Raw genomic sequence first — 6,333 nt, 5'->3', positions numbered from 1 at the left:
GTTAATCGGTTAATCGGTTAATCGGTTAATCGGTTAATCGGTTAATAAAAAGGTAATAAACACCCTACCAATAGTTATTTATGCATTTTAAATAAATCCTAGGCATAAAAAGCGCAGGCAAATGCCTGCGTTTTATAATTTAATAAAATAAGATTAATGAAGTGCCGCTGTAAATGGAATACTTTTACAAATTTCAGCCTCAGCAACTAATAACTCTTCTAAACGCACGTCTACTTCTTCTTTGTCAAAGTATTCGTAGGCTAGCTCTACAAATAAGTTTTTGTGCTTTTCTTCTGATTTAGCAATGGCTACATAAAACTCTTTTTCTTTACCTTCAGGTAATGCTTGCGCAACTAATGAAAAACGTTCATGTCCGCGAGCTTCAATTACACCGCCAACTAATAACCTATCCATTAAAAAGCCATCACGTCCGTGCCTAAATAAAGCACGAATTTGCTTTATGTACGGATCTTTTTGGTCATCACCCAGTGTTGTGTCGCGTTCAGTTAATAGCTTGAGTACTTGTTTAAAATGAATAAGCTCTTCAAGTGCTAAATCGGTCATTGCTTTTACAAGTTTACGCTTGTCTGGGTAATGCGAAAGCATTGAAATAGCCATGCCTGATGCTTTTTTTTCAGCAGCCGCATGATCTTGCAAAAAGGTGTTAAAGTCGGCAAGTACAGCCTCGGTCCATTCAAATGGCGTTTGGTATTTTAATTCAAACATAATTAATACTACTTAAAAAATAATGCGGGAATATTAACGTATTTGAAAATAAAAATCTCGCAATAGGTTTTAGTAAAGCAATGCTCTTAAGGCTTAATTTAGATAATTACAGTTGGGAGGTGTAAGGTAAATGTTTATCTATGCGCCCTTTTGCTGTCGACTCTATTTTTAACGGGTGTTTAATATCGTTCCATGCGGTGACTTTTCCGCCCATATTCATTTTATCAAAATCAGTTTTATCACTTTGTATGTTCAAAAAATCACATACTTTTTGATAACTCCCCGCCTTTGCAATATCAATCGATAAAAAGTCAGCTTGTCTTTTTTCAAAATAATACTGTGCAGCATTTAGGTGACGCTTGTAACAGTCAGCTAAGTAACTATCATCACTAATATTTTCAAGAGATAAATTAGAAAAAACATCAAAGTAACACCGTTTTATATGAATATTAAAACCGCCATCTGTACGTGTTAAATTAGTATGCATACGTGTGAGTAATTGCCTAATGGATGGCAACCAAACATCAATTTCTCTTTCCAAATATATAAACTTAGACCCTGGGTAATACTTATCAAGCATTTCATAATCAGTAAATATGGGGGTGTCGGCAATAGCTTTTGCATGGTCAAAGCTAGCTTTTGTGTATGCTGTGTGTGCGGTGGCTAAACCTAATTCTAGTAGTGCGTGGCACACACTAGTTGTGCCTGTTCTCGGTAAGCCTATTACAAATATTTTAGTCATGTACTGTACTTTAATTAGCTATTACGAGTGAGTAATAAAACAAACGCACTTATTATCATAACCAGAAAAGTAGCTACAGTCCCTATTTGACGATATTTTAAGTTTTTTTCTACTATACCTAGGTTGTGAAAAAATCGACCAATTAACAAAGATGCGCCTAAAAGGTGACAATAATGACTGGCTAGACCTTGGTATTCAGCTAAAAATAATAAAATAACGGCAAAAGGTACATATTCCATAAAGTTTGCATGTGCTCTAATTGCACGTTGTAAAACTGAATTACCGTTATCACCTAATGATATTTGCTCTGCTCTGCGAACTTTTATGACATTAAAGCTTAAAAAAATATAAAAAAAAGCGAGTAATGCAGCGTATGTTGAAATAATCACAGTGTGTTCCTATTAGTTTTTTTAAACGCATTAAGTATGCGCAGTGTTAAGCTGTGCAGATAATAACATATAAATTAACGGCTTTATCACAAGTTTAAAGTTCAACTATGATAAGGTGATAGCCATATTTTATACGCAATCATAGGGATTATATGTTTGTTCCTCGCAAAGTGGCCGATAGTTATCGTGAAATGATAAACAGCATTGGCTTTTACCCTTCTGTGCTTTCTGTTGGTTTTTTGTTTTTTGCCATCATTACAATGTCGGTTGAATATTTAGCCCCTGTTGAGCAGTTGAAGTCTTTTATCTCAGTGGTTTTGGTTGATAGCGCAGAAAATGCGCGAACAATTTTAAGTACGCTTGCAGGTAGTATTATCTCATTGACTGTATTTAGTTTTTCTATGGTTATGGTGGTTTTAAACTCTGCTAGTGCGAGTCTATCGCCTCGCGTTGTGCCCGGTTTAATTACTAGAAAGTCTCATCAAATGGTGCTCGGCTTTTACTTAGGCAGTATCATTTACTCTATTATCATGCTTATAAATATTAATAAGTTAGAAGGCGGCAGCACTGCAATTCCGTCTATAGGTGTTTTATTTGCTTTAATTTTTGGCTTGATTTCATTAGGGTTATTTGTATTTTTTATTCATTCTATTTCACGCGCTATCCAAGTCGATAATGTCCTCAATGGTTTGTTTAGCCAGACTAAAAAAGAAATTAAAGCGATCATTAAAAGACAAAAAGAGGCCTCTGTTAGTGAGTTTCCTGATTTTTCAACATGGCACTCCATAAGCAGTAAAACAGAGGGTTACTATAAGGGTGTGCAAACAGATAAACTGTGTGCAATTTTAAAAGAGCACGAAATAAACTTATATATTTCTGTTAACCAAGGATATTTTACAGTAAAAGGTTATCCATTTTTAAAATGTAATGTCGATATAACCCACGATGAAGAGCTCTTAGAAAAAATATTAGATTGCTTTATTTTTTATATAGAAGAGTACATTAGCGACCACTACCGCTATGGTTTAACACAAATATCTGAAATAGCAGTAAAAGCAATGAGCCCTGGCATTAACGATCCAGGTACCGCTGTTAAATCAATTGATATGCTTAGTATTTTACTAATTGAGCGCCTATCTCTTAACGATATAAATTATTCGTTTAAGCACAGTGAAAAAAAACCGCTTTTATATTTACATGAAACCAGTTTTGATGAGTTACTGCATGATAACTTTTCGCCGCTTCGTCATTATGCAAAAGGTGACGCCTACGTAATGACAAATGTATTAGAAGCATTTAAAAATATTTTATTTGTGGCGCACGATAATGAAAAAGCACGCGAAAGCTTATTTAATTATTTATTCGCTATTGTTGATGACATAAACATGAATGTGACTAACGAGTACGACAGGCGCGAAATTTGTAATATGCTAAATTCTATAACACGCATCAATGAGCAACAAGGTAGTCAATTGGTGGCACGTTTTGAGCACCACCAAAATAATTCCTACTCAATATAATAAATAGCGTAACTAGATGCTGTTACCTTAATTTCTCCACTGTGATACGCATCCGGGACATAATTACCGGGTGCACTATCCGCCATTACCATTTCTTTTGCACGCATATAGGGCTGAGTTTGAACATTAAGTGGACTCAACGATGCGTTATATAGTCCTTTTAACGACACATCAAAGTCATCGCTTAATTCTTTAGCCGCTTTTTTAGCATCTTGTATTGCCATTTTTTGAGCTTTTTTATGAAGCTCGTTATAGTTGCTAGCTAAAAATTGGGTATTGTTAATTTGGTTTATGCCGTTATTAACCAAACTTTGTAATAACGTAGGGTATTTACTTATATCAGTAAGTTTGACCGTTAGTGTTCGGGTAATTTTGAAACCGATAAATTCTTGCTGTCCAGTTTGGCGATTGTATTGAGTATCGCGGTGTATATTAATTTGCCCTGCGTTAATGTCAGTGTCTTTAACGCCTAACGTTTTTACTAATTTGATGGCTTTTGCCATAGTGATATCGGCTTTGTTTTTTGCAGCTATTAGGTCTTTATTTACCTCAGTGATACCCACACTCATTTGTACATAATCAGGCATGGTAGTAAGTGTCGCTTGCCCTTTCACATAAATGTGTGGCGCATCGGGTGTTTGGCTGGCAACGGCATTCAAACTAAGTGTGCTTAATGCTATTGCACTTCCAAGAAAAAGTTTTAGTGTGTTCATCATAGAACCCTTTTTGTTTTATACTAATTTGCTTAATTAAGTATGATCGCGGATTTGCATTAGCTCTATTAAAGAGCCTAATGGGTTAACAATAAATGAACAAGCATAAAAAAACAGGCAAGCGCCTGTTTTTTGTTATGTGTTGTAATGCAGGGTTACATAAAATTACTTATACCACTTAAACGCTGCAACGTTTGTAGTTACGGTATTTTGGTAACCAATAATTTTTATCAATGGCTGCCCACAGAGCATCGTCAGAAATTTCCAATGCAACACCCTCTTCAATCGCTTTTTTAGCAATAGCAAATGCAATGCGTTTACTAAGCGTTTCAATTTCTGTTAATGCTGGTAATAAACTGCCTTTACCGCTGTTTGCTCGCGGTGAAGACTCAGCAAGCATTTCACTCGACACGCTAAGCATGGCATCTGTAATGCGTGTAGCCTTAGCTGCAATAACGCCTAAACCAATACCAGGGAAAATATAACTGTTGTTACACTGTGGAATTGGGAAAGTTTCACCATTATATTCAACGGGATCAAACGGGCTACCTGTTGCAACTAATGCTTTACCATCAGTCCATTTAATGACGTCTTCTGGGTGTGCTTCTACCTGTTTAGACGGGTTACTTAACGGGAAAATTATAGGTTGTTCACACGTTGAATGCATTGCACGAATAACTTGCTCTGTAAACAAACCTGGCTGACCCGATACACCAATGAGTATGTCTGGTTTTGCACAATGCATTACATCTAACAATGACGCGTATTCACCACTGTAAGTCCAATCATTTAGCGCGTCTGTTGGTTGCGCTAAAGCTTGTTGGAAGTCGCGTAGCCCTTCCATGCCATTAGTTAACAGACCAAAACGGTCAACCATGAATACTTGGCTACGTGCTTGCTCTTCAGAGATACCTTCAAATACCATTTGGCTAATAATTTGCTCAGCAATACCACAACCCGCAGAGCCTGCACCAACAAATACAACTTTTTGTTGGCTAAGAGTTGAGCCTTTAACACGACACGCAGCTAATAAAGAGCCAACTGTTACTGATGCAGTGCCTTGAATGTCATCGTTAAAGCTACAAATTTCTTCACGGTAGCGCTTAAGAAGCGGCATAGCATTAGGTTGTGCAAAGTCTTCAAATTGAAGCAATACATTTGGCCAACGGCGTTTGACCGCTTTAATAAATAGATCTAAAAACTCATCGTACTCGTCTTGAGTTATACGTTTATGGCGTGCGCCCATATACATAGGATCATTTAAAAGCTTTTCGTTGTTGGTCCCTACGTCAAGCATAACTGGCAATGTATATGCTGGGCTTATGCCACCACACGCCGTGTACAATGACAATTTACCAATAGGAATACCCATGCCGCCAATACCTTGGTCGCCTAGCCCTAATATACGTTCACCGTCGGTCACAACAATGACTTTTACTTTACCTTTTGTGGCATTACGTAAAATGTCGTCAATTTGATAACGGTCTTCGTACGAAATAAACAAGCCACGTGCGCTGCGGTAAATATCCGAAAACTTTTCACAGGCATCACCCACTGTAGGGGTGTAAATAATTGGCATCATTTCTTCAAGATGATCGCGCACTAAGCGGTAGTAAAGCGTTTCGTTGTTATCTTGAATGGCACGTAAATAAATGTGCTTATTTAAATTGTCGGTAAAACTTGAGTATTGCTGATAACAACGTTCAACTTGCTCTTCGATAGTTTCAAAGCGTGGAGGCAGTAAACCTGCAAGGTTAAAATTTTCGCGCTCTTTTTTACTAAACGCACTGCCCTTGTTTAGTAATGGCGTTTCAATAAGGCCAGGGCCAGAGTGATGAATATATAAGTAATTAGGATCAGTATTTGTTGTCATATTTCCAGGCTTTAATGGAGTCTTAAGTTATGATCTGTCATTATCAATGCTCAGAATTTAAATGCAATGAACATAGTACTTGTCAGACCATTGAGAATACAAACACGCACATAGGTCGTGTTTGTATTATACATAATTTAAAATTTGAAAGTGGCGTTATTGTTAGTTAAATCAGACAACGCAACACCTTCACGGCGCGGATCGGCTGCGCCATACAGCTTATTATTTTTCACTTCAACGCCATGTAAACCTGAATTTAGGTCTAACACACGCACTTTATGACCACGTGAAGTGAGTGCTGGTGCAAGTGATTCAATAACGGTGCCTTTTTCAAGGCTGGTGTAATCATTACGATTAGTAGTACGCGGCA

The 6,333-nt window shown here is 37.1% G+C and carries 7 protein-coding genes; 1 reads left to right on the top strand and 6 read right to left on the bottom strand.

Annotated features, from left to right (window positions below; genetic code table 11):
- Nucleotides 1–153: 153 nt before the first annotated feature.
- From BCG07_RS18845 to BCG07_RS18835, 3 genes are all read right to left on the bottom strand, one after another.
- Complete coding sequence (locus BCG07_RS18845) at nt 154–726, bottom strand: MiaE family protein (protein ID WP_008133023.1); 573 nt, start codon at nt 724–726, stop codon at nt 154–156.
- Nucleotides 727–832: 106 nt separating this feature from the next.
- Nucleotides 833–1,468 (bottom strand): sulfotransferase, encoded by a 636-nt coding sequence (locus BCG07_RS18840; RefSeq protein WP_286891512.1) that lies wholly within the window; start codon nt 1,466–1,468, stop codon nt 833–835.
- A gap of 14 nt (nt 1,469–1,482) precedes the next feature.
- A complete protein-coding gene (locus BCG07_RS18835; RefSeq protein ID WP_286891511.1) occupies nt 1,483–1,857 on the bottom strand; it encodes an MAPEG family protein in 375 nt (124 codons plus the stop codon).
- Nucleotides 1,858–2,009: 152 nt separating this feature from the next.
- Between BCG07_RS18835 and BCG07_RS18830 the strand changes: the two genes are divergently transcribed.
- A complete protein-coding gene (locus tag BCG07_RS18830) occupies nt 2,010–3,377 on the top strand; it encodes a DUF2254 domain-containing protein (RefSeq protein ID WP_286891510.1) in 1,368 nt (455 codons plus the stop codon).
- On the opposite strand, the gene BCG07_RS18825 is transcribed toward BCG07_RS18830, so the two are convergent.
- The 3 genes from BCG07_RS18825 to BCG07_RS18815 all read right to left on the bottom strand — a co-directional run.
- On the bottom strand, nt 3,365–4,090 hold the full coding sequence (locus BCG07_RS18825; RefSeq protein WP_286891515.1) for an SIMPL domain-containing protein: 726 nt from the start codon (nt 4,088–4,090) through the stop codon (nt 3,365–3,367). The genes BCG07_RS18830 and BCG07_RS18825 overlap by 13 nt on opposite strands.
- Before the next feature lie 178 nt (nt 4,091–4,268).
- Nucleotides 4,269–5,963, bottom strand: a complete 1,695-nt coding sequence (locus BCG07_RS18820) for an NAD-dependent malic enzyme (protein ID WP_286891508.1) — start codon at nt 5,961–5,963, stop codon at nt 4,269–4,271.
- A gap of 137 nt (nt 5,964–6,100) precedes the next feature.
- Nucleotides 6,101–6,333, bottom strand: a 233-nt coding sequence (locus BCG07_RS18815) for a gamma-glutamyltransferase (RefSeq protein ID WP_286891506.1), incomplete at its 5' end; no start/stop codon positions are given.

The sequence above is a fragment of the Pseudoalteromonas sp. ESRF-bin5 genome, assembly GCF_002632075.1.
In the GTDB taxonomy this organism is placed as follows: Bacteria; Pseudomonadota; Gammaproteobacteria; order Enterobacterales; family Alteromonadaceae; genus Pseudoalteromonas; species Pseudoalteromonas marina.
This window is presented reverse-complemented; position numbering and strand designations above follow the sequence as displayed.